Raw genomic sequence first — 19269 nt, forward strand, 5'->3', positions numbered from 1 at the left:
CGGGATGGAAGCGGTCCTCCCGGTCAAGCGAGAGGTAAGGCGATGGCGACGATCACAACCACCGACGGCACCGAGATCTTCTACAAGGATTGGGGCCCCAAAGACGCAGTGCCATTGTTCTTCCACCATGGCTGGCCGCTCAGCGCGGACGATTGGGACAGCCAGATGATGTTCTTCCTGGCGCAGGGCTATCGCGTGATCGCGCATGATCGCCGCGGCCATGGCCGTTCGAGCCAGACGGCGGAGGGCCATGACATGGATACCTATGCTGCCGACGCCTTTGCCGTGGTCGAGACGCTGGGCCTGACCGGCGCCATCCACATTGGCCATTCGACCGGCGGCGGTGAAGTGACCCGTTACGCCGCGACATACGGCAAAGGCCGTGTCGCCAAGGCTGTATTGATCAGCGCGATTCCGCCGACCTTCATGCAGTCCGAGCGCAATCCCGACGGTGTTCCCAAGGAAGTCGTAGACGGCATTCGCGATGGCACGGCGAACCACCGTTCGCAATTCTATCAGGACATCACGATCCCGTTCTACGGCTTCAACCGGCCCGACGCGGTCGTGTCACAGGGCATCCGCGACAATTGGTGGCGTCAGGGCATGATGGGCGCGGCCATAGCCCAATGGGAATGCGTCCGAGTGTTGTCGGAGACCGAATTCTACGACGACCTCGCGGTCATCGACGTACCGGTGCTCGTGATGCACGGCGAGGACGACCAGATCTGCCCCTTCACGACCACCGGCGCACGCTCGGTCAAGCTGGTCAAAAATGGCAAACTGATTTCCTATCCCGGGCTCCCGCACGGAATGCCGACCACGCACGCCGATCTCATCAATCGGGATCTTCTCGAGTTCATCAAGAGCTGACCCGATATTTGCATGAAGACCGTCCGGTGGGGCGAGGACGGAACAGCCGCCCTCGCCCCACCAATGGCAGATGATGATCGCCCAGGCGCGAACGGCTGCTTTGGAATGGCGGTGCGGCCACGTGAACGACGAACATTGGCGCATTGCCGCCGGTTGCCGGACAGGACCACATACCCGCTCCCCACGCCCCTTCACCTCAAGTCCGCCCCCTGCCCCGCGCCGCGATCATGCGCGCGCAACCGCACGCGAAGCGCAACAGGGCCTCAGCTATCTCGGCATTCCGCTAAGCCCGCTTGCCTTGCGCAGCGCCGCCCCGTCGAGCCGGTAGCCATCGAGAAACACCGTCTCGACGCGACGGAGTTTGGTGAGGTCCTTCGAGACGTCCCCGTCGACCAGGATGATGTCCGCCTGCTTGCCCGCCGCGATCGATCCGGTGCGGTCGTCCATGCCGGTCATGCGTGCGGGCACGATCGTCGCGGTCTGCAGCGCCTCCGCGTTGGTCAGGCCCGCTTCCTGATAGAGTTCGAGTTCGCGCACCAGTTCCAGCCCATAGCCATCGGTGCCGGCGACGATGCGGACGCCCGCCTTGTGCAGCCGGCCGACCAGGCCAACCATCTTGGCGAAGCTCTTGCGGAAATCATCGCGCGTCAGGCCACCGAACAGGGGATAGCCGCCGATCTTCCACCCACGCACGACCGAGGGCGGCGCGACCTCCGCGAAGGGCGCATATTCGGGTGACAGCGCGCTGCCGTCCGACGTCATCAGCGGCTCCCATACCGTCAGGGTCGGGTCGATGATGGTGCCCCGTTTCGCGAGCTCCGCGTAGAAGCTCTTCATCGCGGGAGAGTCGAGATCGACATCCTTACCGTATTTCGCCGGCCCTTCGAGCCGCGCGGCGGTGTTGGCCTTGTCGACCACATCCTGCGGCATCGCCTGCATCATGATGAAGTTGATGTGCGTGACTTCGTCATAGCCGGCGCGGACCGCGTCGAGCGGGCGCATGCCGGCGGGCACATGGCCGTGCACGTGCAGGCCAAGCTTGTGCGCCTCGGCGGCGCCCGGCGCGATCCATGCCGGAGTCATCGAGGTGTAGAATTTGACCCCCCACAGGCCCGCCGCCTTGATCTTGTCCACCGCGGCGACCGTTTCCGCCGCCGACGAGACGGTGAGCGCCCCCTGTGCGGCAAGTGGGTCCTTGCGATCGACGATCACCGAAATCTTGCCGTCGGGCGCCAACAGGTCGCCGGCGGCGCGGCGCTTGTAGATGCTCAGCGCGTCCTCGATCATCGAGCCGGGGCTGCGATAATTGGTCATGCCCGTGGCGACATTCTGCAGCAGGTTCCAGTCGTCGCCGACATGCTGGTGCGAATCCCACAGGCCGGGCAGCAGCGTCTTGCCGCGCCCGTCGATCACGGTCGCGCCGACCGGCGTCCTGATCGATCCGGCGGCGCCGACCGCGGCGACCTTGCCGTCCGCGATCAGCACGGCGCGGTTGGGCAGATAGCGGCCGGCGACCGAATCGAACAACAGCACATTGTCGACCAGGGTCGGCGCGCGGTTCGCCGGCGTCAGGAAATTGTGCGCGACATCGCGGACCATCAGCGCGGTCGCCTTGTCCTGAATGTCCTTCAGCCGGGGCCCTTCAGCCTCATAGCCCACCGGGAGCAGCGAGATGCCGCCGGCATTGCCGAAGAAATGATTGTCGCTGTCGAGCCAGACCGGCGACGGGGTGAAGCCATAGCCGGTGATGAAGGCGAGCTTGACGGTCTTCTTGCCTTGCGGGCCGGTGATCTCGACGGCGTTGCCAATGGCGATGCTGGCATGGCCGGTCGGCAGCAGGTCAATGCCCTTGTCGCCCGCGGCGACGAGCGCATCGGTTTCCAGTTCGCTGGCCAGCCAGGGACCGCCATAGCTGTTGTAACGCTTGCCGCCGAACGGCGCCGAGCCGGAGTCGACGATCGTCTTCCAATGCGCGACGCCGCCTGTATCGACGCTGAAGTCCTCAGTCGCCTCGCCGGTATCGGTATAGCCCCGGATGGCGATCGTAGAGGGCCGCCGGTCGGGGCCGAAGGTCACCAGCTCATCGGTTTCAGTGACCCAGCCGCGCAGCGACATCGACATGCGATAGGCGACCCGGCCGTCGGGCATCTTCCACGACCAGATGTCGCCATGCTTTCCGGCGGTCGAGCTGATCGTGTAATGCCGCGCGTCCGCGGGCGGCTTCATCAACTGTTCCTTGGTGGTCGATGCGCCGGCAATCGATGCGGTGGCGGCAAGCAGTAGCGCAAGCGTGGTTCGGTACATGATGATCGCCCCCTGGGGTAGGAATGATGCGAGATTGGCAAGCCAAATGCGGCAACGCAAGGCCGATTGCTGGCGATGATCATCCACCGCTGCCGGAGCGCTGGGATTGCGGTGACGTGACGGCATTGGGCGGCGCAGTGGCAGTTTTTCCCGCAGCTGCGCGACATGCTGCGGGAAAATGCTTTTTTGGCGGTTCTGCGGGAATCTGCGGGAAAAGCTGCGGGAATTTTGATGGCTCCGCACGGGAATTTTACCGGCGTGCCTGCGGGAATATCGGGAAATGGCGGGGGCGGAGATCATGATCTGCTCAATTCGGAGGTCTGCGCGATGGCGGGGCCGCGCGTTCAACCGACCCGTCGAAGGAACCTTCGCCCGTGACGTGAGGAAGCGCGTGATCGGCGCAGGCATGACACAGCCCGGGAGCGGCGTGAATCGGTCCGATCGGCGGCCAGTGCCGGACGGTCGTGACGAGGGGCCGGGCGCAGATATGTTACACCCTGTTGTTACATATCTCCGATGCCCGGATTTCCAGTAACTATATGATATATCAATGAATACTCAAAGGATGGGCGCATCCGGCATGATGGCGGCAGCGCAATCCGATCCCCGTCCCCAGGACAGAATTGATGCGCCGCCGCCATCATTTTCGTTCTCTCAGTCGATCCGGATGAAATCCATCCCGCAGAAGATCAGCCGTGAGGGCACGCCGTTCACCGGCGCATCGAACCAGACCCGGGTGACGCCGCCGACATCCTCCTTGGGCGACCAATAGCCGCCGGGTCGCCGCACGAACTCACCCGCCCCTTCGGCCACGAGCGCATTGCCGCGCGCCAGGACGACGAAGCTGCCTTCCGCCCCGTTATAGTCGCCGGTCAGGGGTTTGAGCGCCGCGGCGACCGCCGGCTGCGGCAGCGCCGCGCCGCGGCCGAACAATGTACCGCCCCACCAGAAGCGGTCGGCCTTCTCACCCTCGAAATCGAGCTGATGCGCGGCATAGCCCGGATGATCCGTGGCAAGGGAGTCCTTGCCGGCGAGTTCGACCCGTCCCTCCCCGGCTCCGTCCGCCACCACCAGTCCGCCGCCGGTGGCGCGCAGCGTGACCGAGCGGCCATCGGGCCCGACAAAAGTGCCGGCATAGCGTTCCGGCGTCGGCACGCGGCGGAACCCGAGCGGATCGGGCGGCGACGGCAGCGCAGTGCCGGCGACGACGGCGCGCATGAGCTGAATGGCGTAGATCGTGGTCAGGCGCGGGCGATAGGAAATCAGCCGCCCATTGACGCTGGCGAAGCAGGCGACGCCGGCCACGGGATCGGCATGGAAGGCCGAGGAGAAGAGCGTCATGCCGCCGGTATGGTGCAAGGCGGGCTTGCCATCGATCTGCACCGTCGCAATGCCGCTGGCGTAGCGCGCACCGGCCCCGAATTCGCTGCTGGTAATGTCCTCGGCGAGCAGCTTCTTGGCCGCGGCATCGGACATCAGCGGACCGCCCTTGCCCGCGCCAAGCGCGAGCACATAGCGCAGATACCCGGCCATGCCGTCCGCCGACGCGGCGACGGCGCCGGCGGCATTGTCGGAATCGCTCCACGGGCCGGGGATCAGCGCGGCGCGGCTCATCGCCACGCCATCCTCGCGGATCGGCACATAGCCGGTCGCGTACCGACCGCGATCGGCGGTGCGGATATGCGCGACCGCGCCAGTCATGCCGAGCGGCTTGAGGACATCGTCCTCGAGCGCCTGGAAATGCGGCTTGCCGGAAACCTTGCCGATGATCAGCCCGAGCATCGCATAACCGATATTGCTGTAGGACATCCGCGCACCGGGTTTGTAACCGGTCCACAGCTTTCCATCGGGCGTGCGCGGAAACACCGGCGCGTCATGCGCGAGGCCGCCGGCATGGTTGAGCAATTGGTGCACCGTCATCGGCTGGGCGGGCAGCGGCACACCGGCCAGATACCGCGACACCGGCGCGGACAGATCGATCAGCCCCTTGTCCTGCGCCGCATGCAGCCAGATCCCGGTGATCGACTTGCTGATCGATCCGATCTGGAACAGTTGATCGGGGGTGACCGGCGCGCGCTTGTCGACATCGGTCCAGCCAATGCTGAGCGAGGCCGCGAACCCCTCGGCATCGACGATGCTGATCGTCATGCCGGGCAGGCCGACCGCGTCGAGTTCGGCGGCGGCATAGTCGCGCAGCCGCTCCAGCGCCTCGCCATAATCACGGCCGGTCTTGTGACGGATCGCGAGCGTCGCGGGCGTCTTCGCCGCGCTCGCCCGGGCAGGCAAGGCCACCGCCACGCCGCCGATCACAGCCATCCCGAGCAAATCGCGCCTGTTCACGCCCATAAATTTTCTCCTAAGTGTATTTTGTCCTGTACAGGATTCTTCCGCATCGATCTCACATGTCGCGAGAGCGGGCAAGTGGCTCGCTGATTTCGTTGGAATGGGCTTCCGCTGGAGATCGGGGAGTGGTCGGCGGCTTTGTTGTGGCGGCGGCATGGGCGGCCATCCTTGCGGTCGCGCCGGTGTTGAGGTCCTGCCTGCCGCCAAAGGCATATACAGGCACTGCGTCGCCGGCCGAATTTAACGCTGTGGTCGCGCCAGATCGAGATCCGGCATGTCGCGCCGGCACTCATCGATCGCGATCTCCGTCGCCGGTTCACCCGATTCGGCCGGGCGCGGGTCAGTCATGTCAGTCCGGTCGGGCCGTATGCGATAGGTGATCGTACCGGCCGTGGTCGCTACCATATCGATCCTGAGATGGCGCAGCCGGACCGTTTTGTCGGTGGTGGGAAACGACATGGTCTGGCTGGTTCGGGGATGGGTCAGATCATCGCCATAGGTGCGGAGCTCGAACATGATGCCGTCATCGTCGATGGCGAGGAACGCCACATCATATATGCCGTCGCCCCCGGCCCTATGGCCATGTGGATCGGCTGGCGCCAAACCGCTGGCGTAATCGCCGGGCGGCACGATCAGCTCGCCACGTCGTGCGGTATGGAGGCGGTCGATCGCACCGAAGTTTGCGGCGAGGTGCCGAGGCTGGCAGACGATGGGCACAAAGGGAGCTTCGGCCTTGACGGGCGGCAGCGCGCGCCGCTGGGGAGCGCTGGCGGCGTGAGCGCCGGCCGAACAGCCGATGGCGAGCAGGGCTGAGATGGTCCATTGGCGATTCATCGCGCTCTTTCTTTTGTTTGGCTGTCGATTACGGCGATGTGGGGATTTCGGGGACACAATATCAGATAAATTAAGTATTGTGTCCCCGAATTCGCCCTGCCGAATTTACCTGCCGTTCGCCCTGAGCCTGTCGAAAGACTGTTCTTCTCCTTGCAACGTAGAAGAAGGAGAAAAAGGACGGTGCTTCGACAAGCTCAGCATGACCGGGGCAAGGGGTTCATCCAGACCGATGGCGTTCGAGCGCGACGACCTTCTTATGCCGCCACGAGGCTCAACGATATCTCAGGGCTGCGCTTTCAATGCCTGCCCAAATGTCTTGATCGCCGCTGCGAGTGCCGCCTGATGCGCTTCGCTCTGATGCCGGGCCAAACCGCATAGATTTGCCGGTCCATTGGCGGTGCAGTTGGCGAGGAAATCATAGTGACCGACGCCCGGCAGCACCTCCAGGCGGGCATTGGGCAAAAGCACCGCGGCCACCTTGCCGTTGGTGATCGGGGGCGCCACCACGTCCTGATCGCCAAGAATGATCGACACCGGGGTCGCGAGAGTTTTCAGGCTCGCCGGATCGAGGCCCTGGATGACCGCCGGGGCCATCACGACGATCGCCTTCACATGCGGAATCGTCTGGTCATCCCCGGCATGGCGGATCGCATCGGCATAGGCCGGGTCGGCCAGTAGGGCGTCGCGCTGTTTGGCATCGACCGAAAATTCGACCTGAGGCTTGCACACGCCGTCGTTCGGGTTTGCCGCGCAGAAAGCGAGCAGCCGCTGTGGCGCCGCGCGCGCGCCGCCCAGCACCAGCGCGGTAAAGCCGCCCGCCGAAAATCCCGCCAGCCCGACGCGGCTGGTATCGATATGCGGCCCGACGCCGGGGTCGGCAAGCGCGACGCCAAGGGCCGCCCGCAGGTCGCTCGCCCGCAGCCAGGTGAGCAGCGCACCGGCGACGGTCATCGGGTCACGTCCGTTATTACCGGGATGGTCGACCGATATGACGACATAGCCCGCGCGCGCCAGTTCGATGCCGAACCAGCCCATCATCCGCGCCGACCCGCCAAACCCATGCGACAGCAGGATGACGGGGCGCTTCACCCCCGGCGCATCGCCGGCAAAGGCCGGACCCGATGCGGTGGCGCCGATGGTGAACATCGGCTGCCCGGGCGGGCCGATCGTGATCGGCTGTTCGGGCGTGCCGTCGACGGCGGGGTACCAGATGGTGACGAGGATTTGCGGGCGGTGTTCCTGGTCGCGGAGGGTGGCGCTTTCGTTGAGCGCGACGCGGTGGATTTCACCGACGGGGGTGGCGTGGGCGGGGGATGAGGAGAGGAGTGCCAGGGCTAGTAGGGGGATGCGTAGCATTTGGCCTCTCTCCTGCGCGGTGGTTTATTAGCTGGAATAACGGTGGCGGTGTATTCGGTCGCACCCGTCCGTGAATTACGGTTTTTCCGCTTAAGCCTTAAGTGCGCCGTCACCGAAATTCCATGGAATCTGTCACCGAATTCCCTGCATATGAGGACCACGCTCCGGGCCTGCTGCACTGGTCACCCAAGGGATAACATCGTGGCGATATTCAAATATTTCACAGAGGAAGCACACGCGTTGGCCCTAATAAATAGGGGCGAGCTGATGCTGCAACCCCTTTCTCATTTTCGAGGAAGAGAGGCCGACGGGGTTCGAGGCGACCCGCGCGACGGAATTCTGACCTACGCGCCGCAGGGCGGATTAGTGATGAACATGAAGGATGGAAGAGTCATCACCTTAGAGGGTGGTAGCTTCAACTCATCGGTCAACCAGAACGATATATTCGTCTATTGTGTCAGCAAACATCTATCCGCTGAGCTGGCCGAGAAGTTCGGCCCCTTCTGCGTCGAGATTCCTGATCCTGATCTGCTGATGCGGCGCTTGAGAATGCGGAGGGAGCTCAAGTCGCAGTTCGACTATGACCAGCTGGTGTGCGGCCCGGTCGACTATCGAGAGCACAGCAGGGAGCCGGGGGTGGATTGGGCGCTTCCTGAAAGGCTGGTCCTTATCAAGCCCGAAGATTTCGCCTGGCAGGACGAGTTTCGGATCGCTGTAGGAAAGCGGGACGCGATGAATGTTGAGAACGTCGGGCTGACGATTCAGACAGGACCGTCGACACCTGTCTTCGCACCCATACCGGTACCGATCTTCCTAAGAGTCAACCGATTAGCTGAGTTTGTAACCCTGCACCGGTTTTAGGTGAGCGATTCCGCTGCTGAGCACCGACAGATATTATGGGGAAATACGTCGATTTCGGGGACACGACGATTTCGGGGACACAATACTAAATAAATCAATATTGTATCCCCGAATTATACAGGACAGATGAAACCAAACTTGGATAGTGGGACACGTAATGGCATTTAAAGCCTCTGCTGCAAAAATGAATCGCGGCACCGAATGGAATGAGGATATCGGTGCTCGAAACCTGCTCAACAGCTTACGGAGAATGCTCGACCCTCTGGTCGAAAAAGGCCGAATCGGAGACCAACCGATGCGGCTTGAAATGGGATTCGTCGAGAAGCTCGATTTTGGAGCGAGCGTCTGGACCGACGAAGGAACTGACTACATCGCAATCAACGCTTTCACGATGCCGATCCTTGTCGGAGCGTTTCGCATGGTGCTGTCGCATCCCAGTGTTTTGCCCGAACTTCCCATGTCTGCCGATCAGAAATGCTATTTCTTTCCTCATGACCCACGAGACGCTCTAATTCTCAATGAAGAGTGGCAGTTCCCACCACTTATCGATCCTGACCGCGAATATGCTGCGCAGAGATTGGCATTTTTGGCTTTTTACTTCATCGTGCATCACGAGTTCGCGCATATTATCAATGGCCACACTTCTTGGTTGCCTCATAATGACATACTGCAAGTCATCGAAGAGGCGGAGTTAGATCGTACTTTTGCGCGGGACCCGATCACTCGCCAAACATTCGAGTTTGATGCAGACTGCACCGCAGTGGATTATATGCTTCGTCTTCTTCTAGTGCCTAAAATTATAGACAACGGCCCCCCGTCGCGATGGCAGATCCCGGATCCAGGTCCTTACGGAACGATCGACCAAACTGTGATCACCTGCGCGATAGTCTTAGAGATTGTATATGGTTTTTTGAGCCGAAATGCTGAAGTCCACAATAGCAGGGCTCTCACACGGACCCACCCTCCTCAAATCGTACGGCAGCATTACACGATCCATCTAATCGCACAGACCCTACACGTCCGCAGCGGTTTAAACCCTCAAACTATCGACACTCAAGCCAAGCGCGCCGCCACTAGCGCAAGAATGGCATTTTTCCGATCAGTTGCCGCAGAGATGGAGCAGCCAGATCCTAAGACAACGATAAAAATCGAAGAGATTATACAGCTATACAAACAAAGATGGAAAATCCTTCGTCCCCAACTCGACCCGCTCAAGAGGGGCGGAATACTAGCTCCGATCGATTAGGTAAACTAGTAACATTGACTTAATTTCGGAAAACTTCGGGGAAGAAAGGTGAGTTATGAGGCATAGTATTGAAATAATTAAATATTGCGGCCCCTAATTATACTCCACCCACATCGTTACAGCGCGCATAATTCTCAGGATCGCCGGGGCAACCCACATCAGCTAAGTACAGATCCCGCGCAGTTCGCTTAGGCTGGCAATGAGGGCAAACATGACACTGATCACCGCGCCCGGGACTATGCGATTGACGATGGAGCGATGCGCGCGGTGACGCTCGCCGTCTTGCCCAACAGCCGCATTCGCGATGGGGTGCTGACCAGTGTGGACCTTGCGGCGACCTTCGTTCTGGCGGTGGAGTGTGCGCTGGCGGCGGTGCAGGCCGATTTCGATCTGTTCGGCATCCTGGTGCTGGCCTTTGTCGGATCGGTCGGCGGCGGCGTCATTCGCGACCTGCTGCTTGGCGAACACCCTCCCGCGCCGTTGCGCGACTGGCGTTATGCCGCGCTGGCGCTGGCGGCGACGGTGGGCGTTATTGCCGCATCGCTGATGCTGGGGCGCATCGGCGACTTTACTCCGCCGCTCGCGATCAATGTGTTCGAGGCGGTTGGCCTCGCACTCGCCGCCGTTGCGGGCGCGCGCAAAAGCCTCGATTACAATCTGAACGGCGCCAGCGTGGTCGTCATCGCCACGGTCAATGGATGCGGCGGCGGCATCATCCGCGATGTCTTGAGCGCGCGGGTGCCGCGCGTCCTGCACGAGGATTTCTACGCCACCGCCGCGCTGGTCGGTGGCACGATCATGGTGCTGCTGGTGAAGCGCTTCGGGTTCCGGAAGGGCGTCGCGGGGGCGGTTGCCGGCATCGCGATCTTCGCGTTGCGGACGGCGGCGCTGCTTGGCGAATGGCGGCTGCCGCATCTGCGATGACCGGGTTCGGGGCGGCAGCGTTGGCGAACGCCCGGTGGAGCGGATTGCGGGTGCAAGCGGTTGCGGCGCTGCTGACGGCCCTTCGACAAGCTCAGGGCGAACGGAAGGGGGTGGATCAACTCAGCTTGAAACCGCCTCGGAACTCGTGCGGCAGCCTGTCCTTTTGCCACGATTTCGGGGACACAATACTAAATAATTTAGTATTGTGTCCCCGAATTAAGCCGATCCGAGTTACGCGCCCGCAATTGCGTCCTGATTCTCTTCACGAACCTCCAGGATGCGATCAACCAGGCCCCATTCCAGCGCTTCCTCTGCGGTCATGAAGCGGTCTCGATCCATCGCGCTTTCGAATTCCGCATAGGTTCGTCCGCAATGTTCGGCATAAAGGCGCGTCATGCGGTGCTTGGTCCGCTTGATCTCCTCGGCATGGATCAGCATGTCGGATGCCTGGCCCTGAAAGCCACCGGACGGCTGATGGACGAGGATGCTCGCATTTGGCAGCGTCGCGCGCTGACCCGGTTCCCCCGCCATCAACAGGAACGATCCCATCGAGCGGGCTGTCCCCATGCAAAGCGTATGAACCGGAGCGCGGATGTACCGCATGGTGTCATACATGGCGAAGCCGCTCGTCACCATGCCGCCGGGGGAATTGATATAGAGGCTGATTGGCTTCCGGGGATTTTCCGCTTCAAGGAACAACAACTGTGCGCAGACGAGCGCAGACACGGTGTCGTTCACTTCGCCATTGAGGAAGATGATCCTTTCGCGAAGCAGTCGAGAATATATATCAAAGGATCGCTCCCCTTTGCTTGATTGTTCCACGACCATAGGGACGAGTTGCATCGCTTCGCGCATTGGCGAACTCCAGTCTTCCAGTATTCAAGGAGAGGCGCGTCGCGTCAGGCGGCGAGCATGAGCGGCACATTGTCATTGTTTGCCGCGGCGTTGCTCATCCGATCGAACCTCATGTCGGTAAGTTCGTGAATGATCCGCAGACTGGTGCCGCCGGCGGCATTGGGCACGATCCGAAAGGTGACCGCGCTTTCGAGGAATGGGGGGTCGCTTTCGCGCATCCTGTAGCAGACCTCCTGCCCCGGCGTGAGAGAGGCAGCTTCCGAATCGACCAAGGCCTCTTTCGGCAGCCAATTCTCTCGAAACGCCGGAATGCTTATCGCGCGCCAGACCTTGTGCGGCGGCGCATCGATGTCATACTCAAGCTCAATGCTTTTGCCCTGATCGTCGGTCTTTCCGTCGTTCATTGATCCATATCCTTCAGCAAGACTTTGAGCGCGTCGATGCGCGCGGGCCAATAGGCGCGATACTTTGCCAGCCATCCGGCGATGAGCGCCAAACCTTCCGGATCGACCTCGTAGTTCACAAAGCGCCCCTGTCGCTCCTCCCGCACCAGTCCCGCGCTGCGCAGAACCGAGAGGTGCTGCGACATGGCAGGCTGACTGATCTTCATGCCATCGCGCAAAGCACTGGCATTCATGCTGCCGGTCGCCAGCTTCTCGAAGATTGCGTGGCGGGTGGGGTCAGCCAAAGCCTTGAAGATGTGGTTCTCTAACACGCCAACACATAAGCACAGACTTATCTGATTCGCAAGCTTCGGAATGAAGGCGGGAATTACGGGGAGTTATGCCGGGAGCTTCGGGGACAGTCACCGATATTCACCCGATCAACGCGTCGCCCCGAATGCCTGCCAGCCCACAAAAGCGAGGAACGGCAATCCGGCCAGATCAGCCAGGGCAATGCTGCGTAGCGCCGGGGGTGAGCCGCTTGCCCAATAGAGCCACAGGAAGGAAAGCATGCTGACGCCGACCGCCACTGTGGCGAGCGGGCGCGTTTCAGGCCGGACGATGGACCAGACGCACATCACGCAAATGACGAGAAACAGCGCGGCCCGATGTTGAAGCAGCAGAAATAGCGGCGATGCCGCATCAACATGGTATATTTTCGAGATCAGCACGGGGCGAAACAGTGCGAGCGCGGGTATGCTGTGAATTGCCAGCAAGATGCCCCAGCAGATTTTCGTGATCATGCTCCTCTCCCGCAGCAAAGAAGGACGGGGCTTCGACACGCTCAGCCCGAACGGGGCGAGGTGATGCCACCCAATCCAATATCAGCTTTGCGGGCGAGGCTTCTCCATCACATCGCCACCAACGCCCGCCCCTTCACTCCACCGTCACCGACTTCGCCAGATTGCGCGGCTGGTCCACATCCGTCCCCTTGAACACCGCCACATGATAGGCGAGCAGCTGCACCGGCACCGCGTACACCAAAGGCGCGATCAGCGGGTGGACCTTGGGCATCTCGATCGTCGCGATGGTGTTCTCGCCGGCCTGGGCGATGCCGTCGGCGTCGGAGATCAGCACGACCTGCGCGCCGCGCGCCTGGGCTTCCTGCATGTTGCTGACCGTCTTGTCGAACAGCGGGCCCGACGGCGCGAGCACGATCAGCGGCACGCTGTCGTCGATCAGCGCGATTGGGCCGTGCTTCATCTCGCCCGAGGCATAGCCCTCGGCATGGATATAGCTGATTTCCTTGAGCTTCAGCGCGCCTTCCAGCGCGAGCGGATAATCCGGGCCGCGGCCGAGATAGAGTACGTCGCGCGCCGCGGCGATCTTGGGCGCCATCGCCTCGATCTCGCCGTCATGGGCAAGCGCGTTGCTCATCGCCTGCGGCACTTCCTGCAGGTGATGGACGATGTCGCGCTCTTCCTCCGGGCTGAGCTTGCCCTTGGCGCGGGCGAGATTGACCGACAGCGCCGCCATCACCGCGAGCTGGCAGGTGAAGGCCTTGGTCGAGGCCACGCCGATCTCCGGCCCGGCATGAGTCGGCAGCAACAGGTCGACCTCGCGCGCCATCGAGCTGGTCGGCACGTTGATGATCCCCGCAGTGGTCAGCCCCGCCGCCTTCATGTGGCGCAGCGCCGCCAGCGTGTCGGCGGTCTCGCCGCTTTGCGAGATGACGATGCCGAGCATGTTGGGGGTGAGAACCGGGTCGCGATAGCGGAACTCGCTGGCGACATCGACCTCCACCTGCACGCGGGCGAGCTGTTCGATCCAGTATTTGCCGATCATCCCGACATAGGAGGCGGTGCCGCAAGCGACGATCGCGACGCGTTCGACCGATCCCAGGTCGAATTCCATATCGGGCAGCGCGACCTGTTCCTCGAGCGGGCGGAGATAGGAGCGCAGCGTCTGCGCGACGACCACTGGCTGTTCGTAAATCTCCTTCTGCATGAAGTGGCGGTGATTGCCCTTGTCCATCAGTTGGCCCGAGGCGCCGCTATTGACGATCGGGCGCTTCACCGGATCGTTGTTGCGGTCAAAGACCTGCACCGCGGCGCGGGTGATGACCGCCCAGTCGCCTTCCTCGAGATAGGCGATGCGTTGTGTCAGCGGCGCGAGCGCGAGTGCGTCGGAGCCGAGATAATTCTCATTGTCGCCATAGCCGACGGTCAGCGGCGCGCCGAGCCGCGCGCCGATCAGCAGATCGGGCTCGGACTTGAACATCACGCCGAGCGCGAAGGCGCCGTGCAGCCGCGGCAGGACATTGGCGACCGCCTCGCGCGGCTTGAAGCCCTTGCCCAGTTCGCGGTCGATCAGGTGCGCGACGACTTCGGTATCGGTCTGCGACTTGAACTCGCGGCCTTCGGCGAGGAGTTCGTCGCGCAGCGGCTTGAAATTCTCGATGATGCCGTTGTGGACCAGCACGACGTCGCCGACGATGTGCGGATGGGCATTGTCGACGGTCGGTGCGCCATGCGTCGCCCAACGCGTATGCGCGATGCCGCTGTCGCCGGGCAAGGGGTGCGCGGCGAGTTCGGCGGCAAGGTTGACCAGCTTGCCCGGCGCGCGGCGGCGGTCGAATTCGCCGTCATGCACGGTGCAGATGCCGGCCGAGTCATAGCCGCGATATTCGAGCCGCTTGAGCCCGTCGAGCAGCCGGTCCGCGACTGCGCCCTGACCGAGAATTCCGACAATTCCGCACATTCGACTGTCTCCACTCCGCCATCTGGCGGGTTATTTCTTCGCGGCCTTCTTCGCCGTCATCGCATCGCGAAAGCGCTTCGCCCAGCCGGCGCGCGCTTCCTGCGTGCCGCGCGCCACGACCAGCGCGTCGGCCTCGACATCCTTGGTCACCACCGAGCCTGCGCCGATAATCGCGCCGGCGCCGATATTGACTGGTGCGACCAGGGCGCTGTTCGAGCCGATGAACGCGCCCGCGCCGATCACGGTCCTGTATTTGAAATAGCCGTCATAATTGCAGGTGATGGTGCCCGCGCCGATATTGGCGCCGGCGCCGATTTCCGCATCGCCGAGATAGGTCAGATGATTGGCCTTGGCGCCGGGGCCGAGAATGGCCTTTTTCATTTCGACGAAATTGCCGATCTTGGACTTTTCACCCAGCACCGCGCCGGGGCGCAGGCGAGCGAACGGGCCGACCTCCGCCTTCGCGCCGATCGTCGCGCCCTCGATATGGCTGAAGGCGTGGATCACCGCGCCGTCGCCGACCGTCACGCCCGGGCCGAAGAAGACATTGGGTTCGATCACGACATCGCGGCCGAGTTTCGTATCATAGGCGAACCACACCGACTCCGGCGCGATCAGGCTGACGCCATCGGCCATGGCCAGGTCGCGGCGCTTCGCCTGCCAGCGCGCCTCGGCATAAGCGAGCTCGCCGCGGCTGTTGATGCCGATCACCTCATCGGCGTCGGTCTCGATCACGATCGCGCGGTCGCCATCGGCCAGCGCGAGCATGACGATGTCGGGCAGATAATATTCGCCCGCCGCATTGTCGTTGCCGACGCGTTCGAGCAGCGGCCAGAGATCGGCGGCGCGCACCGCGGTGACGCCGGAATTGCACAGGTCGACCGCGCGCTCGGCCTGGGTCGCGTCCTTATATTCGACCATCTTGGCGATCGATCCGTCGGGACGCGCGATGATCCGCCCATAAGCCTTGGGATCGTCGGGGCGGAAACCGAGCATCACGACGCGCGGCGCATCGGGCGCATCGAGGCGCGTGGCGAGGCGGACGATCGTCGCCGCATCGAGAAAGGGCGTGTCGCCGAAACAGACGATCGCGGTGCCGTCGAACCCGGCAAGCGCATCCTGCGCTTGCAGCGCGGCGTGCGCGGTGCCGAGCTGTTCGGCCTGCAGCGCCAGCGTTACCGGGTGGCCGGTGACCGCAGCCTCAAGCTGCTCGCGGCCCGCGCCCGCCACCACCACGCTGCGGGTGGTACCGGCGCGCTCGAAACTGTCGATCAGTTGCAGCAGCATCGGGCGCCCGGCGATCGGGTGCAGCACCTTGTGCAGGTCGGATTTCATGCGGGTGCCCTTGCCCGCGGCAAGGATGATCGCGGCGATTGGCTGGGTCATGTCCCCTGCCCTGCCACGACAATATTGCCTTTTCCAGAGCGATGCTGTCTGGCGCGGCATTCATGACGAAGATTTCATTCGATATCGTCGGTTTCGACCTCGACGGCACTTTCCTCGACACCAGCGGCGATCTTGCCGCAAGCGTCAATTACGCGCTTGGCCTGGCGGGCCGCCCCTTGCTCACGGTCGAGCAGGTCAAGCCGATGATCGGTGGCGGGGGAAAGCATATGCTCACCCTCGCCATGGAGGCGACCGGCGGCTGCGAACCGGAGGAATTGAATCGGCTCCACCCGCTCATGCTCGATTATTACGAGACCCATATTTCGGTTCACACCCTGCCGTTCCCCGGCGCGGTCGCGGCGCTCGGCCAGCTCGATGCGCCGGGTGTGAAGAGCGCGATCGTCACCAACAAGCGCGAAAGCTTCGCGCGAAAACTGCTCACCGAGCTCGACCTGATCAACCGCTTCGCCACGCTGATCGGTGGCGACACGATGGACAGGATCATGGGGGGCAAGGGCTTCTCCAAACCGCATCGCGCCCCGATCGACGAGATGATCCGCCGCTGCGGTGGCGGCCGGGCGGCATTTGTCGGCGATTCGATCTATGACATCATGGCAGCGAAGAATGCCGGCATTCCGAACATCGCGGTCAGTTTCGGTTTCCTGATGCAGCCGGTCGAGGAGCTTGAGGCCGATATCGTGATCGACCGCTATGACGAATTGATTCCGGCGCTGCGCCGCCTGGGCTGATTCTCGCGGCACTTTTTCCCCGCTGCCACGTTACCCCGACCGATCGACCGCGCACCGGGCCGCAACCGGCTTCGCGCGACGGTCGGGGAACCACGTAAAAGGGAGATACAATGAACGATCGCACGCTGAAACGGACCCGGACGGGCACGGTCACTTCGTTCGCAGGGGCCGCATAATGCCCAACAACACCAAATGGATCGTCCTGACGGTCATCGCCGCGTTCGTCGGCGTTTTCCTGGGGCCCGTGCTGATGCGCAGCCTGCCGGACGGCATCGGCGGGTTGCTGATGATCGTGATCCTTGTCGGGGCGGTCGGCTACATCATCTACCTGCTCTCGGCCAACAAGGTCGGCAAAGCCGCCGATCCGGCCATGGCGGGCAATGCCCGTGCGCTGGTTCCGGCACCGGGCAAGGCGCGCATCTATGTCGTCCGGCGCGGCTTCATGGGCGGCCTGGCCGGCATGAAGGTGGAGATTGCCGGCGTGGCGTCAGGGCAGATCCGCATGAACCAGTTCGTGATGGCCGAGGTCACACCCGGCACCTACAGCGTCGAGACGGCCATGGCCCGCAACGGCATGAAGCCGTCGAATTCCGATTCCAGCCTGACTCTCGCCGAGGGTGAGGTCGCGGTGTTGAAGGTCGGGCTGGAAGTCCGCGCCACGCATGCCGTCACCGTGCAGCAGCGGCTCCAGGCCGGCGCAGCGCGGTCCGAGATCGCCAGCGCGAAGATGGTGCAGTGGACCAACTGAGCTGATCGGCATTCAGGGTCCGTACTCGACGTCCGTCAGGGTCGACTTCGAGTACGGGCCCACCCGCCGGTGATGGTCAATTGAGGACCAGCGCCTCGGAATTGATATTATAGCCCGCAAGGCTGACAGTCTTGTCCGCGACCTGAAACACAAAGGTTTCCGCAGCATCGCCGCGTTCATACTTCGTGGCATAGCCAAGCGTCAGGGTGTGGCCGCCGCCATTATATTGCTCGTTCCAACTTTGCCGAACCGACTGTTTCGTCGCGCCGAGCTTGCGATGGACCGCGGACAGCAGCGCAACGAGTTTGGTGGCGTCCCCGCCGGTCGCCGATTTCATCTCGCTGCCCGACTGATCATAGATTTGCTGGAATTGCCCGCGATCCAGCATCGCGTGGAATTTGACCACGGCCTTTTCCGCGACCGGCACAGTGTCGCCCAGCGAACAGGACGACAGACCAATCAGGGCCAGAGCAGCCATTGCGCGCTTCATGCCATATCCTTTTCGAGTCGCAGGCCAAGCTTGCCGGATCGGCGCCTATCACACAACGGCGCACCCGGGATTGGCCGGGCGCAATGCGCACGCTGGACATCGCAATCGAAATATACATAATCAGTTATGATAATTCGGGAGACCAGGATGGACGTCGTCAGCGAAAGGCCGCTTCTCTTTCTCGGCAGCCGCCTCAAACGGCTGGCGGAGCAGATGCAGAACGATGTCACCCTGTTCAGCCAGCGGGCAGGAATCGCGATCCTGCCCGGCCAATATCCACTGCTCGTCACGCTTGGCGATCATGGCCCGCAGACGGTCGGCGAACTCGCCCGGGCGATGCGGATGAGCCAGCCGGCGATTACGCAGAATCTGCGCAAGCTCGTGACGACCGGCTATATCGAGATCAGCCATGACGATGCGGACAAGCGAACGCGGACGGTGTCGCTGACGCCTGCCGGCGAAGCGGCGCTGGCATTGTCGGAGCGGATGGTCTGGCCATCGGTCAAGGCGGCGGTAAGCGAAGTCATTGACGGGCTTTCCGGCTCGCTGCTCGACCAGCTTTCCACGATCGAAAAGCGGCTGTCGGATCAGCCGCTGAACAGCAGGGCCGCCGCGATCGCCGCGCCGAAACTCGTCGTCGCCCGCGACACGGACGTGCCGGCGATCGTCGCGCTGATGAATGCGGCGTATCGCGGCACGGATGCCGATGCCGGCTGGAACACCGAAGCGGGCTATATCGATGGCACCCGGACCAGCGAGCCGTTCCTTCGCCAGGAGATTTCCGAAAAGCCGCATGCCACGCTGCTGCTCTGGCGGCATGACGCGGATGACAGGCTGAAGGGGTGCGTCTGGCTCGAGCCATTGGGCGATAATCGCTGGTATCTGGGGTCGCTGACCGTTGATCCCCTGGCGCAGAATGGCGGTTCGGGCCGGCGCCTGCTTGCCGCCGCCGAGCATTGGGTGCGCGAGCGCCAGGGCACGGAGGTCAGGATGTCGGTGGTCAACGTCCGTGACGGGCTGCTCGCCTGGTATGCGCGCCGTGGCTATGCGCTGACCGGCGAAACCGCGCCCTTCCCTTATGGCGACGACCGTTTCGGCATTCCCCGGCGCGACGATCTGCACTTCGTGATCCTGAACAAGCGGTTCGCCTGACCGGACCT

General features: G+C 62.7%; 18 protein-coding genes. 7 read left to right on the forward strand and 11 right to left on the reverse strand.

Annotated features, from left to right (window positions below; all coding sequences use genetic code 11):
• Positions 1 to 42: 42 nt before the first annotated feature.
• Entirely contained in the window at positions 43 to 870 is an 828-nt protein-coding gene (locus OO12_RS10565; RefSeq protein ID WP_034158651.1) for an alpha/beta fold hydrolase, read from the forward strand.
• 267 nt (positions 871 to 1137) lie between these two features.
• Here the strand turns inward: OO12_RS10565 and OO12_RS10570 are convergent, their stop codons facing one another.
• From OO12_RS10570 to OO12_RS10585, 4 genes are all read right to left on the reverse strand, one after another.
• Entirely contained in the window at positions 1138 to 3174 is a 2037-nt protein-coding gene (locus OO12_RS10570) for an amidohydrolase family protein (RefSeq protein ID WP_034158730.1), read from the reverse strand.
• A gap of 654 nt (positions 3175 to 3828) precedes the next feature.
• The gene (locus OO12_RS10575) at positions 3829 to 5520 is read right to left on the reverse strand and encodes a serine hydrolase domain-containing protein (RefSeq protein WP_034158652.1); all 1692 of its coding nucleotides are present in this window, start codon (positions 5518 to 5520) and stop codon (positions 3829 to 3831) included.
• Positions 5521 to 5757: 237 nt separating this feature from the next.
• Complete coding sequence (locus tag OO12_RS26865; protein WP_052215741.1) at positions 5758 to 6351, reverse strand: hypothetical protein; 594 nt, start codon at positions 6349 to 6351, stop codon at positions 5758 to 5760.
• A gap of 282 nt (positions 6352 to 6633) precedes the next feature.
• Complete coding sequence (locus tag OO12_RS10585; RefSeq protein ID WP_034158653.1) at positions 6634 to 7707, reverse strand: alpha/beta hydrolase family protein; 1074 nt, start codon at positions 7705 to 7707, stop codon at positions 6634 to 6636.
• 201 nt (positions 7708 to 7908) lie between these two features.
• Here OO12_RS10585 and OO12_RS10590 point away from each other — a divergent pair, with 201 nt between their 5' ends.
• The 3 genes from OO12_RS10590 to OO12_RS10600 all read left to right on the forward strand — a co-directional run bounded on the left by OO12_RS10590 (position 7909) and on the right by OO12_RS10600 (position 10738).
• A complete protein-coding gene (locus tag OO12_RS10590; protein WP_034158732.1) occupies positions 7909 to 8568 on the forward strand; it encodes a hypothetical protein in 660 nt (219 codons plus the stop codon).
• Between the two features lie 157 nt (positions 8569 to 8725).
• Positions 8726 to 9814, forward strand: coding sequence for a hypothetical protein (locus tag OO12_RS10595; protein WP_152616353.1), 1089 nt, complete (start codon positions 8726 to 8728; stop codon positions 9812 to 9814).
• A gap of 267 nt (positions 9815 to 10081) precedes the next feature.
• Positions 10082 to 10738 carry a trimeric intracellular cation channel family protein gene (locus tag OO12_RS10600; protein WP_160296780.1) on the forward strand — a complete coding sequence of 219 codons (657 nt, stop codon included), beginning with the start codon at positions 10082 to 10084 and terminating at the stop codon, positions 10736 to 10738.
• Positions 10739 to 10969: 231 nt separating this feature from the next.
• Here the strand turns inward: OO12_RS10600 and OO12_RS10605 are convergent, their stop codons facing one another.
• The 6 genes from OO12_RS10605 to glmU form a co-directional block, all read right to left on the reverse strand.
• The gene (locus OO12_RS10605) at positions 10970 to 11593 is read right to left on the reverse strand and encodes an ATP-dependent Clp protease proteolytic subunit (RefSeq protein WP_034158655.1); all 624 of its coding nucleotides are present in this window, start codon (positions 11591 to 11593) and stop codon (positions 10970 to 10972) included.
• Between the two features lie 44 nt (positions 11594 to 11637).
• On the reverse strand, positions 11638 to 11997 hold the full coding sequence (locus OO12_RS10610; RefSeq protein ID WP_034158656.1) for an SRPBCC family protein: 360 nt from the start codon (positions 11995 to 11997) through the stop codon (positions 11638 to 11640).
• Positions 11994 to 12308: an ArsR/SmtB family transcription factor gene (locus OO12_RS10615; protein ID WP_034158657.1), complete on the reverse strand. Its 315-nt coding sequence runs from the start codon at positions 12306 to 12308 to the stop codon at positions 11994 to 11996. The genes OO12_RS10610 and OO12_RS10615 overlap by 4 nt, the downstream gene beginning before the upstream one ends.
• 108 nt (positions 12309 to 12416) lie before the next feature.
• Positions 12417 to 12818, reverse strand: coding sequence for a hypothetical protein (locus OO12_RS10620; RefSeq protein ID WP_160296781.1), 402 nt, complete (start codon positions 12816 to 12818; stop codon positions 12417 to 12419).
• A 94-nt stretch (positions 12819 to 12912) separates the two neighbouring features.
• Positions 12913 to 14736, reverse strand: a complete 1824-nt coding sequence (gene glmS, locus OO12_RS10625; RefSeq protein ID WP_034158659.1) for a glutamine--fructose-6-phosphate transaminase (isomerizing) — start codon at positions 14734 to 14736, stop codon at positions 12913 to 12915.
• A gap of 30 nt (positions 14737 to 14766) precedes the next feature.
• A complete protein-coding gene (gene glmU / locus OO12_RS10630) occupies positions 14767 to 16122 on the reverse strand; it encodes a bifunctional UDP-N-acetylglucosamine diphosphorylase/glucosamine-1-phosphate N-acetyltransferase GlmU (protein WP_034158660.1) in 1356 nt (451 codons plus the stop codon).
• A gap of 62 nt (positions 16123 to 16184) precedes the next feature.
• On the opposite strand from glmU, the gene OO12_RS10635 reads away from it, so the two are divergent.
• Entirely contained in the window at positions 16185 to 16871 is a 687-nt protein-coding gene (locus tag OO12_RS10635) for an HAD-IA family hydrolase (RefSeq protein ID WP_034158734.1), read from the forward strand.
• A gap of 175 nt (positions 16872 to 17046) precedes the next feature.
• The gene (locus tag OO12_RS10640) at positions 17047 to 17619 is read left to right on the forward strand and encodes a hypothetical protein (RefSeq protein ID WP_034158661.1); all 573 of its coding nucleotides are present in this window, start codon (positions 17047 to 17049) and stop codon (positions 17617 to 17619) included.
• 76 nt (positions 17620 to 17695) lie between these two features.
• On the opposite strand, the gene OO12_RS10645 is transcribed toward OO12_RS10640, so the two are convergent.
• Positions 17696 to 18109 carry a DUF4019 domain-containing protein gene (locus tag OO12_RS10645; RefSeq protein ID WP_034158662.1) on the reverse strand — a complete coding sequence of 138 codons (414 nt, stop codon included), beginning with the start codon at positions 18107 to 18109 and terminating at the stop codon, positions 17696 to 17698.
• A 147-nt stretch (positions 18110 to 18256) separates the two neighbouring features.
• On the opposite strand from OO12_RS10645, the gene OO12_RS10650 reads away from it, so the two are divergent.
• Positions 18257 to 19261, forward strand: coding sequence for a bifunctional helix-turn-helix transcriptional regulator/GNAT family N-acetyltransferase (locus OO12_RS10650; protein WP_034158663.1), 1005 nt, complete (start codon positions 18257 to 18259; stop codon positions 19259 to 19261).
• Positions 19262 to 19269: the final 8 nt, after the last annotated feature.

The sequence above is a fragment of the Sphingomonas sp. ERG5 genome, assembly GCF_000803065.1.
Lineage (GTDB): Bacteria > Pseudomonadota > Alphaproteobacteria > Sphingomonadales > Sphingomonadaceae > Sphingomonas.